The organism is Sphingobacterium sp. GQ94 (genome assembly GCF_059758715.1).
The window spans coordinates 110,962-137,291 of the sequence record NZ_JCAXEC010000010.1; the positions used below are offsets into that span (position 1 = coordinate 110,962).

At 34.0% G+C, this 26,330-nt stretch carries 19 protein-coding genes and 3 tRNA genes; 15 read left to right on the plus strand and 7 right to left on the minus strand.

Going from position 1 to position 26,330, the window contains the following annotated elements:
• Positions 1 to 78 precede the first annotated feature (78 nt).
• A complete protein-coding gene (locus AC6CHH_RS10885) occupies positions 79 to 1,272 on the plus strand; it encodes a phosphoglycerate kinase (protein ID WP_498282708.1) in 1,194 nt (397 codons plus the stop codon).
• Positions 1,273 to 1,361: 89 nt separating this feature from the next.
• On the opposite strand, the gene AC6CHH_RS10890 is transcribed toward AC6CHH_RS10885, so the two are convergent.
• Entirely contained in the window at positions 1,362 to 4,202 is a 2,841-nt protein-coding gene (locus tag AC6CHH_RS10890) for a hypothetical protein (RefSeq protein WP_498282710.1), read from the minus strand.
• A 607-nt stretch (positions 4,203 to 4,809) separates the two neighbouring features.
• On the opposite strand from AC6CHH_RS10890, the gene mgtE reads away from it, so the two are divergent.
• The 6 genes from mgtE to AC6CHH_RS10920 all read left to right on the plus strand — a co-directional run bounded on the left by mgtE (position 4,810) and on the right by AC6CHH_RS10920 (position 9,714).
• Entirely contained in the window at positions 4,810 to 6,183 is a 1,374-nt protein-coding gene (mgtE, locus tag AC6CHH_RS10895) for a magnesium transporter (RefSeq protein ID WP_498282712.1), read from the plus strand.
• A 106-nt stretch (positions 6,184 to 6,289) separates the two neighbouring features.
• Positions 6,290 to 6,363 (plus strand) — tRNA-Asn (locus tag AC6CHH_RS10900).
• Positions 6,364 to 6,838: 475 nt separating this feature from the next.
• On the plus strand, positions 6,839 to 7,564 hold the full coding sequence (locus tag AC6CHH_RS10905; protein WP_498282714.1) for an SDR family oxidoreductase: 726 nt from the start codon (positions 6,839 to 6,841) through the stop codon (positions 7,562 to 7,564).
• Positions 7,565 to 7,584: 20 nt separating this feature from the next.
• The gene (folB, locus tag AC6CHH_RS10910; protein WP_498282716.1) at positions 7,585 to 8,358 is read left to right on the plus strand and encodes a dihydroneopterin aldolase; all 774 of its coding nucleotides are present in this window, start codon (positions 7,585 to 7,587) and stop codon (positions 8,356 to 8,358) included.
• A 310-nt stretch (positions 8,359 to 8,668) separates the two neighbouring features.
• A tRNA-Asn gene (locus AC6CHH_RS10915) sits at positions 8,669 to 8,742 on the plus strand.
• Positions 8,743 to 8,799: 57 nt separating this feature from the next.
• Complete coding sequence (locus AC6CHH_RS10920; RefSeq protein WP_498282718.1) at positions 8,800 to 9,714, plus strand: PfkB family carbohydrate kinase; 915 nt, start codon at positions 8,800 to 8,802, stop codon at positions 9,712 to 9,714.
• 91 nt (positions 9,715 to 9,805) lie between these two features.
• Here AC6CHH_RS10920 and AC6CHH_RS10925 read toward each other — a convergent pair whose 3' ends face one another.
• On the minus strand, positions 9,806 to 10,321 hold the full coding sequence (locus AC6CHH_RS10925) for an RNA polymerase sigma factor (protein WP_498282720.1): 516 nt from the start codon (positions 10,319 to 10,321) through the stop codon (positions 9,806 to 9,808).
• Positions 10,322 to 10,594: 273 nt separating this feature from the next.
• Entirely contained in the window at positions 10,595 to 11,611 is a 1,017-nt protein-coding gene (gene murB / locus AC6CHH_RS10930) for a UDP-N-acetylmuramate dehydrogenase (RefSeq protein WP_498282722.1), read from the minus strand.
• Between the two features lie 102 nt (positions 11,612 to 11,713).
• Between murB and AC6CHH_RS10935 the strand changes: the two genes are divergently transcribed.
• Entirely contained in the window at positions 11,714 to 12,325 is a 612-nt protein-coding gene (locus AC6CHH_RS10935) for a TetR/AcrR family transcriptional regulator (protein WP_498282724.1), read from the plus strand.
• On the opposite strand, the gene AC6CHH_RS10940 is transcribed toward AC6CHH_RS10935, so the two are convergent.
• Together AC6CHH_RS10940 and AC6CHH_RS10945 are read right to left on the minus strand one after the other, a co-directional pair.
• On the minus strand, positions 12,314 to 13,291 hold the full coding sequence (locus AC6CHH_RS10940) for a YpdA family putative bacillithiol disulfide reductase (RefSeq protein WP_498282726.1): 978 nt from the start codon (positions 13,289 to 13,291) through the stop codon (positions 12,314 to 12,316). The genes AC6CHH_RS10935 and AC6CHH_RS10940 overlap by 12 nt on opposite strands.
• Complete coding sequence (locus AC6CHH_RS10945) at positions 13,284 to 15,470, minus strand: FUSC family protein (RefSeq protein WP_498282728.1); 2,187 nt, start codon at positions 15,468 to 15,470, stop codon at positions 13,284 to 13,286. Before AC6CHH_RS10945 ends, AC6CHH_RS10940 begins: the two co-directional genes overlap by 8 nt.
• 242 nt (positions 15,471 to 15,712) lie before the next feature.
• Between AC6CHH_RS10945 and AC6CHH_RS10950 the strand changes: the two genes are divergently transcribed.
• The 6 genes from AC6CHH_RS10950 to msrA all read left to right on the plus strand — a co-directional run bounded on the left by AC6CHH_RS10950 (position 15,713) and on the right by msrA (position 22,020).
• Positions 15,713 to 18,289: a phosphoenolpyruvate carboxylase gene (locus AC6CHH_RS10950; RefSeq protein WP_498282730.1), complete on the plus strand. Its 2,577-nt coding sequence runs from the start codon at positions 15,713 to 15,715 to the stop codon at positions 18,287 to 18,289.
• Between the two features lie 77 nt (positions 18,290 to 18,366).
• Positions 18,367 to 18,987 (plus strand): hypothetical protein, encoded by a 621-nt coding sequence (locus AC6CHH_RS10955; protein ID WP_498282732.1) that lies wholly within the window; start codon positions 18,367 to 18,369, stop codon positions 18,985 to 18,987.
• 8 nt (positions 18,988 to 18,995) lie between these two features.
• Positions 18,996 to 20,030, plus strand: coding sequence for a Gfo/Idh/MocA family oxidoreductase (locus AC6CHH_RS10960; RefSeq protein WP_498282734.1), 1,035 nt, complete (start codon positions 18,996 to 18,998; stop codon positions 20,028 to 20,030).
• Positions 20,031 to 20,095: 65 nt separating this feature from the next.
• Entirely contained in the window at positions 20,096 to 20,983 is an 888-nt protein-coding gene (locus AC6CHH_RS10965) for a Ppx/GppA phosphatase family protein (protein ID WP_498282736.1), read from the plus strand.
• 47 nt (positions 20,984 to 21,030) lie between these two features.
• Positions 21,031 to 21,114, plus strand: a tRNA-Leu gene (locus AC6CHH_RS10970).
• Positions 21,115 to 21,393: 279 nt separating this feature from the next.
• Positions 21,394 to 22,020, plus strand: coding sequence for a peptide-methionine (S)-S-oxide reductase MsrA (gene msrA / locus AC6CHH_RS10975; protein WP_498282738.1), 627 nt, complete (start codon positions 21,394 to 21,396; stop codon positions 22,018 to 22,020).
• A gap of 109 nt (positions 22,021 to 22,129) precedes the next feature.
• Here msrA and AC6CHH_RS10980 read toward each other — a convergent pair whose 3' ends face one another.
• Positions 22,130 to 22,924, minus strand: coding sequence for a (Fe-S)-binding protein (locus AC6CHH_RS10980; RefSeq protein ID WP_498282740.1), 795 nt, complete (start codon positions 22,922 to 22,924; stop codon positions 22,130 to 22,132).
• 13 nt (positions 22,925 to 22,937) lie between these two features.
• A complete protein-coding gene (locus AC6CHH_RS10985; RefSeq protein WP_498282742.1) occupies positions 22,938 to 24,233 on the minus strand; it encodes a 4Fe-4S dicluster domain-containing protein in 1,296 nt (431 codons plus the stop codon).
• Between the two features lie 238 nt (positions 24,234 to 24,471).
• Between AC6CHH_RS10985 and AC6CHH_RS10990 the strand changes: the two genes are divergently transcribed.
• Positions 24,472 to 26,163: a GMC oxidoreductase gene (locus tag AC6CHH_RS10990; RefSeq protein ID WP_498282744.1), complete on the plus strand. Its 1,692-nt coding sequence runs from the start codon at positions 24,472 to 24,474 to the stop codon at positions 26,161 to 26,163.
• Positions 26,164 to 26,330 lie beyond the last annotated feature (167 nt).

Genomic DNA, 26,330 nt, shown 5'->3' on the forward strand with positions numbered 1-26,330 from the left:
AAAGACACCGATTTACATTTCTGAATCAACGCCTTTTTTATATCTTTAAGCGCGAAAATCAACCCGAAATAAAAAAATATGAAAACTATAGACGATTTAAATTTTAAAGGGAAAAAAGCATTGATCAGAGTCGATTTCAATGTTCCTTTAGATGAGAACTTTAACATTACAGATGATAACAGAATACAGGGAGCCCTTCCAACAATCAAAAAAATCTTAAAAGATGGAGGGTCAATTATACTCATGTCTCATTTAGGACGGCCAAAAGATGGACCAACTGATAAATTTTCATTAAAGCACATTGTAGATCATTTATCAAATGTGTTGAACCTCGATGTTAAATTTGCTGATGATTGCATTGGTGAGCAAGCTGTGCAGAAAGCAGGTGAATTACAAGCGGGGGAAATTTTATTATTAGAAAATCTTAGATTCTATAAAGAGGAAGAAAAGGGAGATAGCGATTTTGCAAAACAATTGGCAGATTTAGGAGACGTATACATAAATGATGCATTTGGTACAGCCCATAGGGCACATGCTTCTACGGCCATTATTGCAAAATATTTTCCTCAGAACAAGTTTTTTGGCTATTTAATGGCTAAGGAAATTGATAATGCAGAAAAGATTTTAAACCACCCTGAGCGCCCGTTTACCGCAATCATGGGAGGTGCTAAAGTTTCTGATAAGTTGGAGTTAATAGATGCCTTGTTAAACAAAGTTGATAATTTGATAATTGGTGGGGGAATGGCTTACACTTTTGTCAAAGCAAGAGGTGGAGAAATAGGTAATTCTTTGGTTGAACTTGATAAATTGGATTTGGCCAATGAGTTGGTGAAGAAAGCTGAAGAAAAGGGTGTGAATCTTGTGTTACCTACTGATGCACAGATAGCTGATCGTTTTGCGAATGACGCGAATGTATACGATGGTCCTAATGATCAAATTCCAGCGGATAAACAGGGGTTGGATATAGGAAAGGAATCTGCTGAGCATTTTGCTGAAGTGATAGGGGCATCAAATACATTGTTATGGAATGGACCAATGGGAGTATTTGAGATGGAAACTTTCGAAACAGGAACTCGGGCTGTTGCAAACGCAGTCGTAGCTGCAACCGAGCGAGGTGCTTTTTCTTTAATTGGTGGTGGTGATTCAGCTGCTGCGGTATCTAAATTTGGAATGACTGAACATGTGAGTTATGTGAGTACCGGGGGCGGAGCTTTACTTGAATATATGGAAGGAAAGACACTTCCTGGGGTAAAGGCTATTTTAGAAGATTAAAAATCTTAGTAACCATATAACATCCCCTTAAATAAGATTTTTTCATCTCGTTTAAGGGGATGTTTCGTTTGTCTCGGTTCACTTTTGTCTTAGTAGCTATAATCGAAGCTAAAACTAGGGATGATTTTTCCTCTCGCGCTAGGATGATTAATGTAGGTTAGCTTTGTGCCTATTCCAAAATTTGGAAGTTTATACCGAAATAAATTAAAATCTGCTGAAATTCCAATTCCAAATGATGTAGGACCTATGTTGCTTTCATGTAGGTTTTGGTAATCCGCAAAGATATAACCATGAAGACGCTTGATGAATGCTAGGGAGCCGATCGACCAATCGGGATAAGTAATCGGAAATCTATAGTTCATTAAAAGGGTATTTTTAACTATTGGGGATTCGATATGTGCATATCCACTAACCATAGGGATATCGTAAGAATTATTATATCGACCATCCGATTTTTGATATGATACCCTTAATTGTAGACCATGATTCAAAAAGAACCCTGGAAAATAAAAATTGGTTTTCACAGCAAATAAAGTTCCATTAAGCGTGTTTTCAAATGGGACATGTCTATACACAAGGTTGATGTTTTGACCCCAAGTTGGAATTAAATCCATTTGACTTTTTTGATTGTTCCTGTTGAAATAAATTTGATAATTTAATGGAAACTTAATTTCCTCCTTAAAACCTTGCAAAGTTGAAAGGCTTAAATTGTATCTTTTTTGATAAGATGTACCAAAGTTAATACCATAGCTGTAGATTGTATTACCTCTATAAATAGTAAGAGGAATTTGCATTTCAAAAGAGTAATAGTGTTCCCTGAAATCGAATTTTGAATATTCGTTTTGTGAATTTTGTTTTTTCGCATAACCAATCTGACCTCGGTTTTGATAGGCAACAACGAATTTTGGATAGTACCGCTGATAAATAAGCTCTGCTGAAATTATGTTCTTATCTAGATCCAAATCGTATTGATACCCTAATTTTAATTGAGAAGTATTCAATAAATCATTGGCAAGCCAGAACACTCCGGGTTTATAATTGTCAAAGCTTTCAAAGTTATTTGAACTTAAGCTAAGGCTATGGAAATTAAAAAAATCGCTTATTGGACTATAATCTTTAACTTTTACAGGCTCTGATATTGAATCAAGCGTTAGTGTCTTGGATTTTGGTAACTGCTTATCTAATAATGATGGCACATTCTTTTGAAAGATAATTGGACCGAAATTAGGCGATTTTAGGCTAAGTTGAGCTGGTTTATAACCATCATGTTGATATTCATTATAATATAAGGTTGAGTCGTTCGCTATGCTTGGGTAAAAGGCACCGTAAGCTGAATTTGATAATTGAAATATAGTGTTTTTAACTCGAGAGAATTTATATAGGTTATCAATTCGATTAAAATGAGCTTTGAATATAATATCTTCACCGCTGTAAATTGGTCTTTCAAATTGTTGATTTGACCAAGGTAATAAGGCTTTCCACGTGGATGAATTCAAGTCAATTTCGATGAGATTTGTCCCTTTTTTGCTGATTGCTATGGTGATGAGTTTTGTTTCATCCGAGTTCAAACTGGGTTGTTGCAACAAAATGCCTAATGGCATTTGCAATATTTTCGAGCTTTTTGTAGAATTTATATCAATATATACGAGACTAGAGCAGTTGTTTTTATCTATTTGGACCACATACACCTTTTGAGACTTTGAGGCGATTACAGGGCTGTAAAAACGAGATTTTTTAGAAATTGTTCTTGTATTATTCGTCTCAAGGTCTAAAAGTCTAATAATATTATAGGTTTGTTTTCCGAATCTAGCATCTTTTCTAATTTCGTCCCACACAATATATCGGTCGCCCAGGTCAAAATATGGTGTTAATTGATACCCTATATTTATTAAGAATTCCTTTTTTGATTCTGAAATTTTTCTTATTTGTGGGGTATTCATAGTTGATTGGACTAAAGCAAATACATCGTTAGATTGATTCGTTTGAGGCAAAAAATAGCTGGTTGGATATCGTTCCTTTTCGACGTGAATCAGAAATGGGGCGTGCTTAATTTCTTCGGAAGTCCAAAGAGAATCTAGTTCATGAAGACTAGCTTGATATAATTTTCTTGTACTTAATCCTGTTTGTTTTTTTAACGCTTGATTGAAATTGAAAGGTCTCAACAAATGCTTTCTCATCCTTTCCAATATTTTTTCTTTTACTGAATATCCATAGTGGTTTGTTAGGTACGTGTTCATAACGTATCCTGTTAAATAATAAGATGGGGTTAAATCCTTAAATGAACCTAAAATGTTTTTATTGAATGAATACGAATTGCCTGACAAGATATTGGTTCGTATTGGCATAATCCAAGAAGGGCTGCGTCCTCTCCCTCCGGAAGAAAATTGCGTCTCAATTGAAACAGCATCACCTTCAAAATACCATGCTGGAACATGTAAACCAAACAACGCAAGGGCCAATTGTTCGAATAAAGGACCTTTAATTTTTCCTGTCAATTTGTCAAATTGAGCAACGTGTCGTAATTCATGTTGGATTAGATTTGGTAACCATTCTACATTATCGCTCGCAGGTCCTGGTGTTGAATATGCTTCAACTTTTCGAGGTGCAAGTTGTGCATAACCATTTTGAATTATGTGATTCTCTTGAAAAATGATCGAAATTTTTCTCGGCTTAATTTGTAAATCTCTGCTTGAAAACTTGATTAAACTGTCGATTTGATAGGAGAGAAGTATAGCTGAATTTTCAAATTCTTTAGGGAAAATAAGTTGAAAATTTTCTCTGTTAATTTGTTTCCAAACAACCCTGGGTGAGGGTTGATCGGCGTCATAAATTTGCGCGTTGACCGATGGTAAATATACAGTTGATATAGATAATGCTATTATATTGATTATTAATAATTTAAATCTAATTTTATGCCCTAATATTGTCATTTACTAATTATTTTAGTTGTAATAGTGGATTTTAATTGAATTATTAATTTTATTAAATGTTATTTATTTATTGATTAATAGTATATTATAAATAATTTACTATTGGTGAAAAATTGGATTTTTTAAGATATAAAGGGGTTAATTCTCGTCAATGTGATGTTAATTTATCGTTATTCTTACATTTGTAAATGTACTCTAAAAAGTCTAATTATTCAAGGATTCTATTTTTGGGTTACAAGCTAATGGACACCTATCATTATGAAATTTACATTTTGCGAAAGGCGAATGAAATTTAGGATGGTTAATTCTAAAATTAGGCTTATATTCTATTAAGATCATATATAGAAATGGTTATTAAATGATCAATCATGTATGTCAATGTTTATTGACTTGTTTGTGTTTTTGTCGCTTTATAAAATATTTTTTTGTTTTAAAAATGAGAGATGACAAATTGTCTTTGTTTTTGATTGTCTCACGTTGGAGGATCTTGAAAATTAAGCAAGACAAATAAGTCAAAAAAAATTATTATATTATTTAGAATTAAAAAACGATTTTTGCACAAACGATTTTTTGGACCAATGTAAGATTGAAAAAATAAAGGAGAGGTATGGAAGAATTAGCAACAATGGTGGCAGATGTTGAGCAGTTGATAGATCGAGATAATTTGGCCGAACTCGCCGATTATTTAAACGAACTTAACATCTCAGATGTGGAGGAGCTGATTGATGAACTTCCAGAATTTGGCCCCTTGTTTTTAGAAACCTTGAGCCTGAAAAGGGCTGTAAATGTTTTCAGAATATTAGACTTTCCAACCCAGGAAAGAATATTTAAAAAACTATCCGCAACGAAGATTCGAGAGCTCTTAAATGAGATGCCTCCTGATGATCGTACATCTTTTTTTAGTGAACTAACCGGAGACGTTGTAAAACGACTGATAATCTATCTTACACCTGAAGAAAGAAAAGAAGCCTTATCTCTGCTTGGATATCCAGAAGATTCCGTTGGACGCTTGATGACCCCTGATTATATCACTGTAAAAGAACAATGGACAATGGTCAGGGTGTTGGATCATATCAGGCGATATGGTGGAGCTTCGGAAACTATTGATGTGTTGTATGTAATTGATTCAGACGGAAAGCTGATCGACGACGTTCGAATTAAAGATGTTTTATTGGCAGAACCCGAGAAAATCGTTGCCGATTTAATTGATAATCGATTGATTTCACTTAAAGCTAATGATCCTCAAGAAGAGGCTGTGACAATTTTTAGGATGAACAACCGTGTTGCTCTTCCGGTAGTTGATGATAAAGACATAATGTTGGGTATTGTTACCATTGATGACATTTTGTGGGTTGCCAACGAAGAGTATTCAGAGGATATGCAACGTATTGGTGGTACAGAAGCTTTAGATGAACCATATTTGGATGTTTCGATATTTCATTTAGTAAAAAAAAGAGCAGGATGGCTTATTGTCTTGTTCTTAGGTCAACTGCTGACCTTTAATGTCCTTAAGCATTACGAGTCTCAGCTATCAACGATTTTAGTCTTATTGATGCCTGTAATCATGTCTAGTGGCGGTAATTCAGGCTCTCAAGCATCAACCCTAATTATTCAGGCTATGGCTATGGGAGAGGTCACACTTCGAGACTGGTGGATGGTTATGAAAAGAGAAATCCTATCGGGATCTTTTTTGGGTATTATTCTAGGTGTACTTGGTTTCGTACGTATTGCAGCTGAAGAAGCATTTTTAACTTCCTATGGTGATGCTTGGTATTTGTACGGTGCAGCAATTGGAATTTCATTAGTCGGTGTGGTGCTATGGGGTTCCTTAATAGGTTCTATGTTACCTTTTATTCTTAGGAGATGTGGTGCAGATCCGGCAAGTTCATCAGCGCCATTTGTATCTACCATAGTCGATGTTACTGGTCTTGTAATTTATTTTTCCTTCGCAACTTTAATTCTCCACGATGTCTTGTTTTAATTATTCTTATTGGTTCTGAATAACTTGCGAAAAATTGCTTAAAAATATTTGGACAATTCCTTTAAACTTCCGATAATTGCATCACCAAACGATAAGGATGGAAAATTCCTGAATAGCTCAGTTGGTTAGAGCATCTGACTGTTAATCAGAGGGTCGCTGGTTCGAGCCCAGCTTCAGGAGCAAAAAAAGGCTGTTTTTCGTAAAGAAAAATAGCCTTTTTTTAATTAACATAAAAAAATACCATTATAATCTTTATCATTCCAAATGATTTTTCTACTTTCCTTTCTTTTTAAAAGTATTGTTTTAATCAGTTTGTTGTGTTAAACGCAATTGGAGTTCAATTTATTCGTTAATTTTTCATAAACTGTAACTTGTTGGCTACATTCATACTCTAACGGTGTATACTGGTAGTTAGTTAAATAACCCGCCAATATCAAAGTAAGGGAGGGATGGATTTTATCTCTCTGAACAATTCTTTGTATATAGGAATCTTAATAACTAGAGTGGGTGGCAAAATAACTTCTTTCATTACTATCGTAAGGAGCTAGAGAAAAATGGTAAATTGGTTTTGACTATTTGAATGTCATTTCTTAATGAATAAGGCCACTGTCTTAAAAATGTATCCATAACTACTGAATTGACTAAAATCTAAAATATGATCGAATCGAATAAATATGCTTTAGTAACTGGGGGCGCAGACCGTATCGGCAAGGCAATTGCGCTGCAACTTGCTGAAATGGGTTATAACCTAGTTTTACACTTTCGTAGTTCTCTGAACAAAGCAGAATTATTAAAACAGAATATAGAATCATTTGGAGTTAAGGTAGAATTAGTGCAATTTGACTTTTTAGAGGTAAACGATTTTGATCAGTTATTTTATGATTTGAAAACCAGGGGAATTATACTAGATGTTTTGATAAATAATGCATCTGACTTTGTGCTATCAGATCTTGGAGAGATAGGGAATGAAATTCTGACTAGGCAAATTAAAAGTAATTTTGAGGGAGCGTATCTTTTAACCAAAGCGTTTGCCCGGATTTTTAATAGAGGGTCTATTATTAACCTCTTGGATACTAAAATAAAAAAGGACCGAACAAAACATTTGGATTATATTTTAAGTAAGAAACTTCTAGGCGAATTTACAAAAATTGCAGCTTTACAATTAGCACCAAATGTGAGGGTAAATGCAATTTGCCCAGGATTGATTCTGCCGCCATATGATAAAGACGAACAATATTTATTAAATTTAGCTTCGGGTATCCCCATGCAGAAAATAGGAAATCTGCTAGATATTCAGAGGACAGTTCAGTTTCTGCTCGAAAATGACTTTGTGACTGGTCAAATTATTTATGTTGATGGGGGAGAACATTTATCACATTAATCCATTTATATACTAAAGCTATGAATAAAATTTCCATTTCTTCTGCAAAATTGATGACCATTCAAGTGGAAAATTTGCGTTTGCGTTCTTACATTGGATTTATTGATTGGGAAAAAGAGAAGCTTCAAGATTTAATTATTTCATTTTCTTTTAAATATGACGCAACATATGCTTCACAGAATGATGAAGTAGAATATGCAGTAAATTACAAGAGCTTAACCAAGGATATAATTAAAATTGTTGATAACCAATCTTTTCATCTTATTGAAACTTTAGCAGAAAAATTATATCAAACTGTCATTAATTTTAGTACTGATATTCAAGATGTTGAGATAAAAGTTGAAAAACCCTATGCAATAAGATTCGCAGATAATGTATTGGTGAAAATTTCAAGTAAGGACCGTTATAATGTTTCTCTAATCTCAATGGGTTCAAATATCCGTTCGGAAGAGAATATGTTGAAAGCACTTGAATACATCCAAAGAATTGGAATTATTGAGAATAGAACAAATTTTCTTAAGACAAAACCTTTAAAAAATGAAAACCAAGAGGATTTTTTAAATTGTGCGGTTTTATTACATACTAATTTACCCTTTATGCGATTGAAAATGGAATTGAAGCAAATAGAGGCAATAATGGGAAGGGTTCGGTCAAAGGATAAAAATGCAGCGAGAATTATAGATCTTGATGTCGTGTCATTCAATGGGAAAATACTCGACGAAAACGAAATTGTCGAATTGCCTTTCTTGAAAGGTTTTCTTGAACAACTTCAGCCTGAATTGGTAAATGCTTAGTTTTTTTTCAGTTAAAATGAGGTTAAGCATGCTATATATATTCATAAAAAAGGGACAAAAACTATTTATTGTTATTTGAAGGATGTCATATTCAGATAAAACCTATCCTAGTTAAATTGTAAATTAATGAAAGAGAGGGGTATATCGTTATTTTAAGGAATGGGGGTAGGAATTCTGCTTTCTAACTGTAAAAATAGGAAAGACGGATGCTGAATTTTAGGTGTTTTTTTTTTCATTTATTTTTTGTGAATGAATTTTTAAAAACGTACTTTTGTAGCACTTTAAGGATGACAATAGTCATTTAAATGATTCCTGAATAGCTCAGTTGGTTAGAGCATCTGACTGTTAATCAGAGGGTCGCTGGTTCGAGCCCAGCTTCAGGAGCAAAAATTTGAATAAGCCGGCCAAGATGCCGGCTTGTTTTTTATAAAAAAAATATCCATGAGTCTAGTAATCGTAGGAACAGTAGCGTTTGATGCTATTGAAACACCATTTGGGAAAACAGATAAAATTGTTGGGGGGGCAGCCACTTTCGCTGGTTTAGCGGCTTCTTATCTTTATCCGGAAGTAAAATTAGTCTCTGTAATTGGAGAAGATTTTGGTGAGGAGAATTTAAATATTTTAAAATCAAAAGGAATATCCATAGAAGGGATCGAGATTATTCCTGGTGGAAAATCTTTTTTCTGGTCTGGTAAATATCATAATGATATGAATAGTCGGGATACCCTGGTTACAGAATTAAATGTCCTGTCAGATTTTGATCCTAAACTACCCGATTCTTATCAAGATTGCGAATACTTATTATTAGGTAATTTAACGCCAGCAGTACAAAGCGCAACACTGGAACGGCTGAAGAATAAACCAAAACTAGTTGTATTGGATACAATGAACTTTTGGATGGATGTAGCAATGGATGAATTATTGGATGTTTTGAAAAAGGTGGATGTCTTAACCATAAACGATGCAGAAGCTCGACAACTTTCTGGAGAGTATTCTTTAGTAAAAGCCGCCTCGAAGATTTTAAAAATGGGGCCTAAGTATTTAATTATTAAAAAAGGAGAACACGGTGCATTATTATTTGGAGAGGGCCAGGTGTTTTCGGCTCCAGCACTTCCTTTGGCGGATGTTTTTGACCCGACAGGCGCAGGGGACTCATTTGCAGGAGGCTTTATAGGATATTTAGCTAAACTTCAATCAATAAACTTCACAAATATGAAAAATGCTATAATTTTTGGTTCAGCATTGGCATCTTTTTGTGTTGAAAAATTTGGAACAGAAAAGCTACAAACATTAACTCATAAAGAAATTTCTGATCGTATTCAAGAATTTGTTACGTTATCGAAATTTGAAATTTGATAAGTTTTAAAATCTATCAATTCCTCTTTATTTCTGAATAATTAAACGACTAGTCCTGAAAAAATGCATTTTTTCAGGACTAGTCGTTTAATTATTCTAAACTTAGACTATAGGCTGTCAGGGTTTTTTTCATTGACTTTCTAGCTACATGAATTCTAGTTTTTACTGTTCCAATTGGAATTTGTAAATGATCGGAGATTTCATGGTACTTATAACCCTCGAAGTACATCGTAAAGGGAATATAATATTCATCAGATAACTTTAATAAAGCATTATTGATGTCTTCCATAACGAACTTATTCTCTCCCTTGTTTTTTGTGGCAGAAACGACCAAATTTGTTTGTGAAATTTCCTCTTCCTTGGTGATAAATGAGTTTGTTTTTACAATACGACGATAATTATTTATAAAAGTATTTTTCATGATGGTATATAGCCATCCTTTTAAGTTTGTACCGTCTTTAAAGTTCTTGAAATAAGTAACAGCTTTTAATAGTGTGTCTTGTACTAGATCATTTGCATCGTCTTGATCACGGGTGAAGTTTCTTGCGTAACTTTTTAGTGAATCTGAATGTTTTACGACTAATGAATTGAATTCAAACTTGTTCATACGACTTTCGATTATAGTATAGTTAAAGGATACTTTTTCGGATCGCAGACTAAAATCTGCTAAGTGTCAAATAGTTTAACACATTTTCTTATAATACTAAAGCAATTGTTGTGCAAAAAAAAAAGAAATAATGAGATTTTAAGAAGATTTGAATTGTAAATGTCGCTACAGTAAAAAGCTGAAAGGATGAGAAACTTGGTCAGCGACTTGATAAACAAAGTTTATTGTTTAATAATAAAAAGAATATTTCGTAGACGAAAATGTGGAAAACTTTTAAAGAATGTTAACTTCTCGTTCTAATGTCACTCCAAACATTCTATAGACATCGTCCACAATAGTAGACGATACTTTAAATATTTCATTTCCAGTAGCTTTTCCTAAATTTGTGAGTACTAAAGCTTGATTTTTCCACACTTTTACCTCGCCAACTTGCCTTCCTTTCCAACCTGCGATTTCTATTAACCAACCTGCCGCAAGTTTGACTAAATCATCACTAATTTTATAATAAACAATTTCTGGAAAGTTAACCTGTAACTCTAAAAGTTGATCCATTGGAACTATAGGATTTTTAAAAAAACTTCCTGCATTACCAACGGTTGATGGGTCAGGCAATTTTTCAACTCGTATACTAGAAACTACTTCGGCAATATCTTTAATTGTAGGTGCAGTAATCCCTCTTTTACTCAGTTCTGTTTCTATTGCCCCATAGCTAGTATTGATCTGGTTTTTAAGGGGAAGTTTATACGTCACACTAGTAATAATAAACCGGCCGCTATATTTCTTTTTAAAAATACTATCTCTGTAAGAGAACTCACATTCTTCATTTTTAAAAGTTACAAATTCACCTGATTGCGTATCAAATGCTCTACAAGTAAACAAAATGTGCATTAATTCTTGTCCATACGCTCCAATATTTTGAACAGGTGATGCGCCTACAGATCCTGGTATTAACGCCATATTTTCTAACCCAGAGAAGTCATAATTAATGCAATACCAAACCAAATCATTCCATATTTCACCAGCAGCTGAAGTAACAAAGACATGGTTTCCTTCAATAAAATGATGAATTCCTTTGTTTGCCATATGTACTATTAGACCAGTGTAGTCTTTTGTAAACAATATATTACTTCCTCCACCCAAAATAAAGAATTTAGATTCAAATTTCTTTTTCTCGAATAATTCATTTAATGTCTCTTCTTTCTCAATATTTACAAAGCTTGAAGCAGAGACATTTATGCCAAAAGTGTTGTAATTTTTAAGCGAAAATTGTTGGAGGATTTCGTTTTTCATTTTTTTGACCGAATCTTTTAAAAGTTCGAAAAAATAAACTATCTTAGTTTACATGGCTGTAAAGATAAGTAAACGCCGATTTATAAACTAATTTAATTGTGAATGGCTAAGAATGCGGATGCTAAACGATCAAAAATTCTAGAAGCGGCAAAAAGAAGATTTGCTCATTTTGGCTTAGCAAAGACCACAATGGCTGAAATAGCTCAAGATTTATCTTTTTCAAAAGCATTGTTATATTATTATTTCCCAGATAAAAATAGACTTTACGCTGCGGTTTTTGAATTGGTGATTGAAGAACTTAGGACTGAAAGTTTAAAATTAATCGAAAAGTCAGAAAACGTTCAGCAGGCCATGGAGAGTTTTCTAGAATCTCGATTAAAGGTCATAAAGGATAATTATAACTTGTTTGAATTTACTTATAGTCTACGAAATGATCTTCCTAGTGATTTAGAATGTGTTTTTCCTCTTTTATTTGAGAAGGAGCTTGTTCTTATAACTGAAATTCTTAAACTAGGAGTAAAATATAAAGAAATTCAAGTTGACGACTTAGACGTAACCGCTAGAATTTTATTAATTTCAATATTAGGGATGCGAATTGGTATCCTTCAAGAAATTAAAAGTTTGTTTTTACCCCCAACCAAGGTAGAGTTTGAATATATTTTAGACCTGCAAAGGAAACTTTCCTTTATCTTTATTAATGGGTTACGAATTTGACTTTTTCCTTATAATTTCCTGAATGATGATTTGACCATGAATCCTAGAATTTTCAATAAACCATAAGTGAGTATTTAAACCACCACAGACCACTCCGGCCAAAAATATGTTTTCGATATTAGTTTCCATTGTATTTGGATTATGCATTGGAATACTTGGACTATCTAATGGGACAATAATTCCTGATTTTCTTAAGAATTCGAAATTAGGTCGATAACCTGTTAATGCTAAAACGAAATCATTCTCTATGCGAACCTGTCCATTCGGAGTCCTTATGAAGACCTCTTTCTCATTTATTCTTTCGATATTTGACTCATAATAAATGGCTATTTCCGAATTTGCAATTCTGTTCTCAATATCTGGTTTGACCCAGTATTTCACACGTGGACTTATCTCAGTTCCGCGAATTATCAAAGTAACATCTCCACCTTTTCTATAGATTTCCAATGCTGCATCAATAGACGAATTGCTCGCACCAACCACTACTACTTTTTGTTTAGCATAAAAATGCGGATCATCATAATAATGCTTGACCTTAATTAAGTCCTCTCCAGGAACATCTAGATACATTGGAATATCATAAAAACCAGTAGCTATGATTACATGTTGTGCTAAATATTGGGATTTATTCGTTCTAACATGAAAAATATTATTGATTTTATCAATCTGTATAACCTCTTCGAATAAATTAGTATTTAAAGTAAACTTATTTTCAACGCGGCGGTAATATTCCAAGGCCTCAGCACGCTTAGGTTTGGGATTTGTTGTGACAAATGGTGTTTCACCAATTTCCAGTCGTTCAGAAGTTGAGAAGAACGTCATATTAACAGGATAATTATAAATTGAGTTTGTAAGACATCCCTTTTCAATGATTACATGACTTAAATTGTTCTTTTTAGCTTCTATCGCACAGGTTATTCCAATCGGTCCTGCTCCTATAATTAATACATCATATATTTTATCCATTTGTATTTTCTAATTGTTGATGGAGGTCTGATTCCTTTTGAACAACATCAATGGTTGATTTATATAAATCTGATGAAATTTTGTTTAAAAATTGTAGTTGTTCAGTAATAAGCCTAGATTCAATTGGATCCTGAGTATCTTCGGTTAAGGTCGGAAATGTCGATACTTCCGTGAATTTTTCATTTGTGTTCGTAGGAACCACATCAATTGATTTGCGCAAATTATTCAATATTTTCTTTAATATGATCAAATGCTCGGTAGTATAATTTGTGTCAGTTGCTTCTGTTAATTGGGTCAGCAGAGTCGCTCCATATGAAGACAGAATATGATTTAAAATCACAAATTTATTAACCTCCTTCGTGCTTTTCTGTCTCCATTTGGGTTCAGATAACATTCTTTGGAAGGTTGAACCCATATTGGCCGCAGCAATATATAATTCTTTACGTGATAATTTATAACTTGTTACCGTAATATTCTCTCCAGATAAAATACGTACTGCTTGAGCAAGGTAGTTATAGTTTGCTATAAGCAATTGGTTTAGATTGTTTTTTATTTGAAAACTTTCCCAACTTGGAAAGATAATATAGCTTGACAAAAAGGCAATCATTCCGCCCAAAAATGTGTCAAAAATTCTTTCTTTCGCAATTTCAAACGTATTCAAACCAGTAAAACTTAGCATAATCAGAACATATGGTGTCATAAACAGTACAGCAACAATGTAATTTACTCTAAACATGCTGTAAGCTGTTAGGAAAAAGAAAATCATGAAAATAAATCTGACAATTTCTGAATGAACTGTGATCAAAATAATAGATCCAATCACACCACCTATTATTGTACCCAATAAGCGTTGTAGATTTCTTTCTTTAGTTAGCCCATATCCTGGCTTTAAGATGACCATAATGGTTAGAAGTACCCAATAACTCCCCATTGTACCTAGGTTAAAATATTCTAAATTTAACACTAGATAAGTGGATGCCATTACTAAGGCCATTCGCAATGCATGGCGGAAAACCGTGGAATCCATAGAGAGATTATCCTTTATTTTAGTCCAATCCAGGTGTTCAGTTTGAATGAATTTATCTGCCTCCTCTATTTCTTGTTTTTTTATATTATTGGGTCGGATAACACTGTAATTATAGATGTTATGAATTAAAATGCTGATTTGACGTATACTAATAAGTATCTTTTTTAAGGGGTAGGAGTTAACCCCCTTTCCTTTTTCAAGCGAATCAATCTCTAGTAAAATACCTTCTATATCCAGCTTGAAATTATATAGTGGTTTGGGTGCCTTATTAGCATTTAATTGATATGCTAGGTGATCGAGCTCATTGGATATTTTTAAAAGTAATTGTTTGAAATCTTTTAAAATGCCAGTTCCACCATATTCCTTCCGAATTAATTCATAATCGTAATGTGTAGTCATGGATTGTTCAAAAAGATCCACAATATCATTAAATATTAATGTTAAAAAACGACCTACTTTCGTTGTGTCTTTAATAGACCTTTTACTTTGAAATAATAGATCTCTGACATTTTCTTGATGCTGATGAACTTCAATTTGTTTATCAATCAATTTCCCATAGTTGTCTTGTATTATGGTTCGATTGTCGTAAAAGTTAGCTCGCAACCTAATAAAATCTGCCACATGTCTAATGGATTCAGAGAGTTCTTGTTGTGCTAACCTATAGGGTTTGGCTTGGGTAATTGAAAAGCTAATAAACATGTACCACAACGCTCCAATAGTAAAGTAGAAGATGAATAGAATTTCCTCTTCGAATGTATCGCTACTATCTACAAAGATTATCATGATTAGTATACCCATTGAACCTACAGTGGCAGAACGGGCATTAAAAACAGCAAACATGGAGTAAATAAAGCAAAGTATACCGATTACTATTGTCATTAACCAATGGTTATCATTAGCAAGAACAGCAATAAACTGAGTAATAACACAAGTAAATAGACAGGCTATCATTCCTGTTCGCCTGTGCGTTGGAGCTCCGGGAGTATCTGAAAGACCAACGAGTAAAGCACCTAAGGAAATATAGGTACCCATCAATATTTCTCCGACAGTAACGCAAATTATGATTGGAACAATACATCCTATCGTAATTCGCAATCCATCCGCAAAATATTGACTATTAAAAAAATTGCTTATTTCCCTTGTTTTTTCCATGATTCAATTAAACAAAGATAAGCAAGCAATAGTTAAAAAGGTGTGGAAAACAACATGAAATTTTTATAGTTTAATTTATAGAATAGGAGATTATTTTAAAATTTTTATTATTAAATTAATAATATTTGTATTTGCTAAGTGTAAAAATTACAATTAGTTGCTGAGAAATATATTAAAATGATATATTTGTAATGGTATAGGCCACACCGTTAGGTCAAAAAACATGATACTTTATTAATACTATGAGATTAAGTCAGAAAAAAGCAGCTTTTCAGAACGAAGTTCTTACGAGGTTTGATTTATTTAAAAGTTTGTTTCTTACTCTTCCTTTTCAACGTGTACGACATACTGGAACATTACTTCCATTTTTTAATACCCATTGTGAAAAAGGAGTTGAAGAACATCTACCACCGGAGATAATTATAGATAGTTTTTTTGGTCAATATGAACAATATGTTCAAGAGGATGATCGCTTGGATTTACTTTTTCGTATTGTGCAATACATTGAACGTCAAGTCGTATTATTTGATGCGGTGGAAGATTCTGCTTTCAAATCTGTCGGAAAGAGCGATGAGACCAGTGGATTGAAATCAATTTTTAATCTAGCTCAAAACAGCCCTCAGATTAAAAAACAGATTGCCGAAAGAGTAAAAGAAATGTCAATCCGTCTAGTTTTAACTGCTCACCCTACTCAATTCTATCCCGGTCCAGTGTTGTCTATTATTAATGATTTAATTGAAGACCTTAAAAAGGACGATATTCCTCAAATTCATTTGCTTCTTCAACAGTTGGGAAAAACCCCATTTATAAATAAGCAACAGCCTACTCCTGTAGATGAGGCAATTAGCCTAGCATGGTACCTGGAAAATGTGTTTTATCGTGTAGCTTCGGAAATTCAGGCTAAATTTGATGATGAGTTAGAGATTTCTCCCCAGGATATTAATCAGATGATTGAACTTGGCTTTTGGCCGGGTGGTGATCGTGATGGAAATCCTAATGTCACCTGGGAAAGTACCAAAAAAGTATCTGCTTTATTAAGAACAATATTGTTCAGGTGCTATTATCGTGATTTTAGAATCGTAAAACGTAGGATAACGTTCCGTGGTGTTGAATCATATATGGATACTCTTCAAGATTTATTCTATGATAATAGTTTCAATCCTGTAGAGAATCCTGTGGATGAGACTGAGAAAATCTCTCATAACCTTTCTGAAATTATTAGAGTATTAAAGGAAAATCATGATGGATTATTTGTTGAGATTGTTGAAGATTTAAAGCGTAAAGTTCAAACTTTTGGATGTTTTTTTACAACTCTGGATATAAGACAGGATAGCAGCATACTTCGTGAGACCTTTAATAGTTTAGTAGCGAATTTTCCGAAGGAAACTGGGATTGATTTGGCCACCATTAAAGGTTCAGAAGAGGAAAAAGAGAAATATATTAGTTTTACTCACGCTAATTTAAATCTTGAGAATAATAAAGATCCTTTGGTTAGCGATACATTAAAAGTAATTCGATTAATCAAAGATATCCAGGCCTCTGGTAGCGAACGTGCAGTACAGCGGTTTATAATATCAAATTGTCAGCAAGCTTCTGACATTCTAGGTTTGATGCAATTATTTCTATGGCAGGATTGGGAAATCGAAAATTTAAAAATGGATTTCGTGCCATTATTCGAAACTGTGGATGACTTAAAACATGCAGGGAATGTGATGCGCAGTCTATATTCGAATAAAACTTATGCTAAACATTTAAAGAAACGAGGAAATAAACAAACAATCATGTTGGGATTCTCTGATAGTACCAAAGATGGAGGGTATTTGATGGCAAACTGGTCAATCTATAAAGCTAAAATCGAATTGACAACTATTTCAAGAGAATATAATGTGGATCTTGTATTCTTCGATGGTCGCGGAGGTCCTCCGGCAAGAGGAGGAGGTAAAACTCAACGTTTTTATTCATCCATGGGTAGGGAAATTGAAAATAATCACATCCAACTTACTATCCAAGGGCAAACAATTAGTAGTCAGTATGGCTCAGTTGATACAGCCAAGTACAATATCGAACAATTATTGCACGCTGGAATTATTTCCGATTTGCAACAAAGAGAAGGAGATACGTTAACCGCGAAACAGAAAGAAGTAATTGATCATATGGCTGCAGAGAGCCATCGAAAGTTTTTGAGTATTAGACATCATCCTTTGTTTTTAAAATATTTAGAAACCCTTAGTCCTTTGAAATCCCTTTCTTCTATCAATATCTCAAGCAGACCGGTGAAACGAAATTCTGATAGAGAGTTAAGATTAGAAGATTTACGGGCAATTAGCTTTGTGACTTCTTGGAGCCAACTAAAACAAAATATTCCAGGGTTTTATGGAGTAGGAACTGCATTACAATGGGCAGAAGACAATAATCTATGGTCTTACGTGAAGAACCTTTATGAAACTTCTGGCATGTTCAATACAGTTATTGATAATTGTATGATGTCAATGACAAAATCAAATTTCGATATCACTTCCTATATGGAAAATGATGAGAAGTTTGGTGAGTTCTGGAAAGATTTGAAACAAGAATATGATAAAACCAAGGCATACCTCTTGAAATTGACGGGGATGAACGAACTAATGGAGAATTATCCAGTGGAAAAAGCTTCCATTATGGAAAGGGAAAAAATAATTCTGCCGTTGTTGATAATTCAGCATTATGCAATTAGGCTTCTTAATAAAGGGACCTTGGATGAAGATAAGGCCAATATATACAGAAAACTAATTGGTCGTACAATTTATGGGGTTGTAAATGCTGGTCGAAATTTAGCTTAGAATGAATTTGAATTGAATAGAAATAGACATTAATAGGGATATTTTTTTATTTTTGTGTGTTTTAAAATATATAAGCGATGAAAATTAATACATTAATTGTTGCTGCGGTTTTTGCAAGTACTGGTCTATCTTCATGTGTATTCAAAACTGCAGAGGAAAGACATCTTAAATTTACTCATACCTCGATTGCTGATGGAGATGCGTATGCATTCTTTAGACAGGTGGGTACCATCGCTCCTTATGAGGTTTCCTATGCAAAACACGTTGCAACTGTTGGTAGCCCTCAAGCAAAGGATGCTGCTCAAAAGGTATCTCAATTTTTTGGTGAAATACTTCCTAAAATGAATGATTTAGCCACAAAAATGCATGTAGATTTTCCTATTTTGGGGACACAGGATTATGTAGCTCCTGAAGATCATAATCTTCCTATTTCAAATGTAGATACTACTATAGCAGATGACTCAATAACAATTATAGAAAATACTGATTTTGAGAAGTCTAACCATGGATCAACGTATTCTGATGAAGATTACTTACATCATGTGCAACATCAAATTATACTTGTAAAAGAACATATAAGAAGGTTGTCTCGCAATACAAACAAAGATTTAAGGGATTTTGGTCAATCACAAATAAAACCTGTTGATGAATTATTTACGTCAATTGGGGGAAAAGCAGATGCTCATGCACATCACTAAGGTTGGTAATGATTGAAAATCAGATTATTACAGGTATTTTGTCGTATGGAATGTCCGCAAAGGTATTCCATGCGCCATTTATAGAGGTTAGCCCGAACTTCCTTCTTAGAGGAATTGTAGAAAGAAATCAAAAGAAAGCGCAATTACAATATCCAAATATAATCAGCTATAATTCTGTCGAAGAGTTATTAAACGATCCTCAAATTGAACTTGTAATAGTAAACACACCTAACGATACACATGTTGAACTTGCTACACAAGCGCTAAAGGCTTCTAAACACGTATTAATAGAAAAACCGTTTGCCCCTACAGCAAAAGAAGCTAAATGCTTATTCGATTTGGCTAAAGAGGTAGGGAAACATATACTTCCCTTTCATAATCGAAGATTTGATTCTGATTTTCTCAGCCTTAAAGAAGTTCTGTCGAAGAAATTAATCGGAAACCCAATTGAATTGCATATTCGATTTGACCGATTTAAAACTGAAATAGGACATAAATTATTTAAGGAAACAAAACGAGCTGCCTCTGGGATACTTTATGATCTCGGATCCCATTTGTTAGATCAAGCTATTTCAATATTTGGGAAACCTAAGGCGATGACTAAAATTAACGGGATAAACAGATATAATTCATTGGTTGATGACTACGGGACCATTATCTTGAATTATCCCTTTGGTTTGAATGTCTTTTTGACGGCAAGTTTATTAGTTGCTGATCCTCAGGCTAGTTTTGTTTTACATGGTTCTCAAGGCAGTTTTGTTAAAAAACGGACTGATGTCCAGGAACAGCAATTAATGGCAGGGATACTGCCTAATTCTCAGCAATATGGTGTGGAGCTACCTGGTAACGAAGGTGTACTGACAACACTAAATGAGTTGGGGCAACTTACAAAATCGAATATTCCTTCTAAAACAGGAGATTATATGCAAATTTTTAATGCTGTTTTTCAAACGCTAAGAGACGGAGTGCCTTATCCAATTTCTGAAGATCAAATTATTTGGCAGTTGGAAATCTTAGAACCAACAAAAAAATCAGTACTTTAATTCTAATTTCATATTAAGTTAATGTAAGATTATTATCATTGTTAAACCCCTTCAAATTATATAACGTGAGATATGCTGCTATAGATATTGGATCAAATGCTGTTCGTTTGTTAATTGCCGATATTATTGAAAAAGGAAACAGAGTTGCTTTTACAAAAAACACCTTATTGAGAGTCCCCTTACGCTTAGGAGATGATGCATTTATACATCATCATATTTCGAAAGGGAAAATTGAAAATATGGTTAAAACCATGAGCGCTTTTCGTAATTTGATGGATGTTTATAAAGTTACTGATTATATGGCTTGTGCTACATCTGCAATGCGTGATGCGGACAATGGACAGGAGATTGTTGATGCATGTAAAGAAGTAGGTATTGATATAAATATAATTGCAGGGGCTGTTGAAGCCCAAATTATTTATAATGTCCAGAGCAATATAAATATGGATAAAAACAAGGTTTATCTATATATTGATGTTGGTGGAGGTAGCACCGAAATTTCCTTGTTCTCAAATGGCGAATTAGTTGATTCTCATTCTTTTAATTTGGGAACTATTCGTATTTTGGATAATCAAGAAACCCCAGAGACTTGGGAGGAAATGAAAGTTTGGGTCAGGAATGTGACCAAAGGGTACAAAAATATTTACGGAATAGGAAGCGGTGGCAACATAAATAAATTATCAAGATTAGCGAATGAAAGGGATGATAAGCCAATTTCATATGCTAAGCTAAAAGCACTATATGTATACCTAAATTCCTATTCATTGAAAGATAGAATAAATGTCCTTGAATTAAAACAAGATCGCGCAGATGTAATTATCCCAGCAACCGAAATTTTTTTGACAATTATGAAGGTGGGACATCTTAATAATATCATGGCTCCGAGAATTGGTTTAGCAGATGGAATAATTGAGACGCTAATTGATAAAAATTTTAAATTTAACAAAGATTAAATATTCCTTGTAAAATTTAAAATAAAGTTTATTTTTGCGCTGTATATACCCAGGTGGCGAAATTGGTAGACGTACCATCTTGAGGGGGTGGCGCCTGTAAGGGCATGGCAGTTCGAATCTGCTCCTGGGTACTGATATGGACAAAATAGATGTATTTCTGTTTTGTCCATTTTTATTTGAAGTACACCCTAGTAATTCCCAAAGTAATTCAATCTTCCGTTTACAAAGAAGTCTCAAGTAGTATATTGTAAATGAGTTCATTACATGTATGATTCTGGTTTTTGTATTGCCTACACATTATTAAATGTAGCCAAAAACACAGGTTTCAACCTGTAATTGGATGAAATATTCTTATTTAAATAATTAACTTTACATGTTACATAATAGATTGTTAATAAATACTATGAGCTATGAAAAAATCTTTTCCCATTTTTATATTATTTATAGTAGTAGTTCTGTTTGCAAATTTTAATAGATCAGAATCCAAAAATAATTTTCCAGCAACATATCATTCACTAGATAGTAATTTAAAGGTTATCTATTTTGCCGGAGGATGTTTTTGGGGAACAGAGCATTTTTTTAAACAGATACGTGGAGTAACAGAAACTTCAGTTGGATACGCAAATGGTAAGCTGAAAAATCCTTCTTACGAAGAAGTTATAAAAGGAAATACTGGTTTTGTTGAGACAGTAAAAGTCATATATGATCCTGAAATTATTGAATTAAGCCTCTTAATTGATCTTTATTTAAAAACTATTGATCCAACAAGTTTGAATAAACAGGGTAATGATGTTGGAACTCAATATAAAACTGGTATTTATTTTATAGATAAGCTCGATCAAAAACTAATCCTCCAGAAACTTAAAGAGTTGGCAACAAAATATTCCTCAGCTATTGTAGTGGAAGCAGAACCTTTGAAAAATTATTATGATGCTGAAACATATCATCAAAAATATTTGGAAAAAAATCCTGGAGGATACTGTCATATTAGTGAAGAATTATTCGATGTTGCTCGAAAAGCGAATCTCAAGGAATAATTGGCTGTTTTAGATTCAAAGATAAAATTACACACGCAAAGCCCATTCTAATATTCCGGTTGTGAGTCTGTTCGGAGTTTAATCTTTTAATATTTCAGGATATTTCCTTTTAAAGGTTATTTACTTTCGCTGTTATTTCAGCAATGTCTAAAACACGGATTTCCTTTTCTTTATCTTTTATTTTTACGCCATCACTTAACATGGTCATACAAAATGGACAAGCTGAAGCGACGATTGTAGCTTCACTTTTGATCACATCCTCTATTCGTTCAACGTTGATGTCTTTTGTGCCCTTTTCCGGTTCCTTGAACATTTGGGCCCCACCAGCTCCGCAGCACAAGCCATTCGATTTGCATCGTTTTAATTCGACTAGATCTGCATCTAAGAGTTCTAAAGCTTTCCGTGGTGCTTCATAAACATCGTTTCCTCTACCCAGGTAACAAGGATCATGGAAGGTTATTTTTTTTCCTTTAAATTCATTCCCATCCTCTGGTTTGAGTTTTCCTTGATCGATAAGGGATTGTATTAGCTGACTATGGTGGATTACCTCATAGTGGCCACCTAAGCTTGGATACTCATTTTTTAGAGTATTGAAACAATGGGGACATGCGGTTACAATTTTTTGAATATTATATCCATTTAGAACTTGAATATTAGTCATCGCCTGCATTTGGAACAAAAATTCATTCCCAGCACGCTTTGCAGGATCGCCGGTACAACTTTCTTCAGTTCCTAGTATGGCGTATTTTATACCAACATGTTGTAATATTTTACAGATGTCGCGAGTTATACGTTGTGCTCGTTCATCAAAACTACCTGCACAGCCTACCCAAAAAAGTAATTCAGGAGTTTCGCCTTGCGCTATGGCTTCAGCATATGTTGGGATATGTATGTGATTTTCCATGTTAATTTCATATTTATTTATTTGTCCAATTTGCACGGTCGGCTTGGGAATATTTCCAAGGGGCACCATTATTCTCCAAATTAGAAAACATGTTATTGATACTCGTTGGAGCCTGTGACTCTTCCAAAACTATGTACTGCCTTAACCCAATGATTATTTCTAAGGGATTAATATTCACAGGACATTGCTCTACACATGCATTGCAGCTAGTGCATGCCCAGATTTCCTCTCTTGTAATATAATTGTCTAATAAAGATTTCCCATCTTCCTGATAGGACTTATGAATGTCAATATTTTTACCAACCTCTGTAATGCGATCGCGGGTATCCATCATGATTTTTCTTGGAGAGAGCAATTTGCCAGTAATATTAGCTGGACAAGAGGAAGTACAACGTCCGCATTCAGTACAAGTATATGCGTCTAATAAATTCTTCCAAGTTAAATCCTGAACGTCTTTGACGCCAAACCGGCCCGGTCCATTATTTCCTTCTACAACTATTGAAGGATCAAAAATTGCTGATATTTCGTTGGTAACAGACTTTAAATTATTGAATTTTCCTTGTTCCTCCAGCCGTGAGAAGTAAGTATTGGGGAAGGCCAGAATAATGTGTAAATGTTTGGATATTGGTAAATAGTTCAAGAATAGTAAAACCCCAATGATATGAAACCACCAAAAAAATCGTTCAATTAAAATTAACGAATTGATTGAATCAGGTAATATTGCTGTTAAGTATGAGCTGATTGGAAATGAACCTACTTCGGGATAACCATTCGCATCTAATACTTGTAATTTTGAATCTGCTGCATTCATGAAGAGAAACGCAGTCATTAGTAATATTTCTGCTATTAAAATGATATTTGCATCTGTTTTTGGCCACTTAAATAATTCAGATTGATTTAACCTTTTTATTCTTAAAACATTCCTACGGATTAAAAATATAACGCAGCCTGCCAACACTAAAAAGGCTAAGACTTCGAAAGAATATATCAAGAGATCATAAAACCCATTTAAAAATGAAAGTATACGATGTGTACCCAGCAATCCATCGATAACAATTTCTAACATCTCAATATTAATAATACAAAAGCCCACATATACCAGTAGATGTAAAATTGCTGAAATGGGACGTTTGAACATTTTTTTTTGGCCAAAGGCAACCAAAAACATTGTTTTTATTCGGGTGGAGGTATTACCAGTTCGATCGATATTTTTGCCTAATCGGATATTACGATAGATGACTTTTGCATTTTTGCAGAATAAATAAATCGAGGAAAATAGTATGATTCCAAATATGAATTGACCTATCATAGTTTATAAATTAGGTTAACAAATATAATTAATCAAATTAACTATGCATGCATAATAAAATATTTAGAATGATTAAAAATAATAGTGTCGAAATTTTTATCTCATACAATTCATGAGGTAATATCTTCATATAAATCTGTTGGAGATGATAATGAGATAAAAATGATACCGAAAAAGGTTTAAAAATCACCAAGTAGTTCGTAAATTGCCGCAATCAACCTAATGACATAATTTTAATATGACTTCAAAAATTAATACCTATGATGTAATAGTCATTGGATCTGGAATTTCTGGCGGATGGGCGGCTAAAGAGTTTTGTGAAAAGGGACTTAAAACGTTGGTGTTAGAACGCGGACATGATGTGAAACATGTTAAAGATTATCCAACAGCTTATAAGGACCCTTGGGAGTTTGAACATCATAATCGAGTATCGAATCAAATCAGATCGGAGAATCCGATAACATCTCGTTGCTATGCATTTAACGAAGATTCCTACCATTTCTTTACTAAAGATAAGGAACAAGAGTATGTTCAAGAAAAACCTTTTGATTGGATAAGGGGGTATCATGTTGGAGGTAAATCCCTGCTATGGGCTAGACAGGTACAAAGATGGAGTAATTATGACTTTGAAGGACCTGCAAGAGATGGGTTTGCTGTTGATTGGCCAATTCGCTATGAAGACATAGCTCCATGGTATAGTCATGTCGAACGTTTTATTGGAGTTTCTGGAAATAGGGATGGAAATTCGGCTATGCCGGATGGGGAATTTCTTCCAGCCTTTGAATTGAATGCTGTGGAACGTATGATTCAAGAAAAAATACCTGGTAAATATTCAGACAGACAGGTTATTTCAGGCAGATGTGCACATATTACCGATCCGCAACCTATCCACATCGCGCAAGGAAGGACTAAGTGTCAAAATAGAACGCTTTGTCAAAGAGGTTGTCCATTCGGAGGATATTTTAGTTCAAATGCTTCTACTCTTCCATGGGCTGAAAAGACAGGGAATTTAACATTGAAACCGAATTCTATTGTTGAGTCAATACTGTATGACGAATCCACTAATAAGGCAAAGGGAGTTAGAGTTATTGATGCGCTAAGTGAGCAAGTTACAGAGCATTATGCGAAAATAGTTTTTGTGAACGCTTCGACTTTAGCAACAAATTTAATTTTACTAAATTCCAAATCAGACCGTTTCCCCACAGGGCTTGGTAATGATTCTGGTTTATTGGGAAAATATGTTGCTTTTCATAATTATCTCGGATCGATTTCAGGCACAATTGATGGTTTTGAGGATATGTATTATTACGGGCGGAGACCGACTCAACCAATCATCCCAAATTTTAGAAATGTAAAAAAGCAAGAAATGGATTTTCAACGTGGATATGCTTCATTTTTTAGTGCCTATCGAGGAAGAGGTGTTCATAGTGAAGAAAGTGTAGGAGGAAATTTTAAGGATAGTTTAACAGAAGTTGGTGGATGGGGAATAGGAATGATGATGCAAGGAGAAACAATTCCTCAGGAGTCAAATCATGTTCGATTAAGCCCTGATTTGACAGATAAATTTGGCCTACCTCAATTAATTACTTCGATCGGATATAGCAACAATGATCAACTCAGCATGCAGGATTTTTTAACACAAGGATCTGAAATGTTAGAGTATATAGGAGCAAAAAATATTCATACGAATGTTAGTAATCAGAATCCTGGATTGGATATCCATGAAATGGGTGGGGCAAGAATGGGTAAGGATCCCAAAACTTCAGTTTTAAATCAATGGAACCAAATCCACGATTGTAAGAATGTTTTTGTGACAGACGGTGCTTGCATGACGTCAACTGGTACTCAAAATCCATCACTGACTTTCATGGCGCTCACTGCCAGGGCTGCAAATTTCGCGATGGAGGAATTAAAGAAAGGTAATCTTTAAGCCGCAATACAATAAAGCGAAAAGAATGTAGATAGGGGAGGCTGAACAGGCTTCCCTTTTTAGTTGGTCTACAAACAAAGTAATCAAATACAGCATTCTTTATTTGGTGGCTTTTATTTAACCTGTGGACTATATTAATATTTTGAAAAATTTCTATAAAAAAAAAA